At 73.9% G+C, this 238-nt stretch carries 1 protein-coding gene; it reads right to left on the bottom strand.

The genetic code is table 11. The features are described from left to right. Positions 1-238 (bottom strand): SDR family oxidoreductase (locus SB658_RS27295; RefSeq protein WP_410603679.1); only part of this gene is annotated, 238 nt, incomplete at both ends.

Below are 238 nucleotides of genomic sequence, written 5' to 3'. Positions count from 1 at the left end.
CGAGATCGGTGTCCTCGATCGACGTGCCGACGGGCCCCGAGATCCCGGCGCAGCAGACCACGGCGTCGAGGCGGCCGAGCGTCATGGCAGCGGAGCCCACCGCCGCACGCACCTCGCTCTCGTCGGTCACATCCGCGACGAGGACCAGGGCCTCACGACATCCGCTCGCCGTCTCGCGGAGCGCGGCGGCGTCGCGATCCAGCAGGGCGACCCGCACGCCTTCCGCGGCGAGCACGAG

It is taken from the genome of Bacillus sp. SIMBA_008 (genome assembly GCF_046535495.1).
Classification (GTDB): Bacteria; Bacillota; Bacilli; order Bacillales; family Bacillaceae; genus Bacillus; species Bacillus subtilis.
Note: the sequence above shows the minus strand (reverse complement) of the source record. Positions and strands in the feature narration are given on the sequence as shown.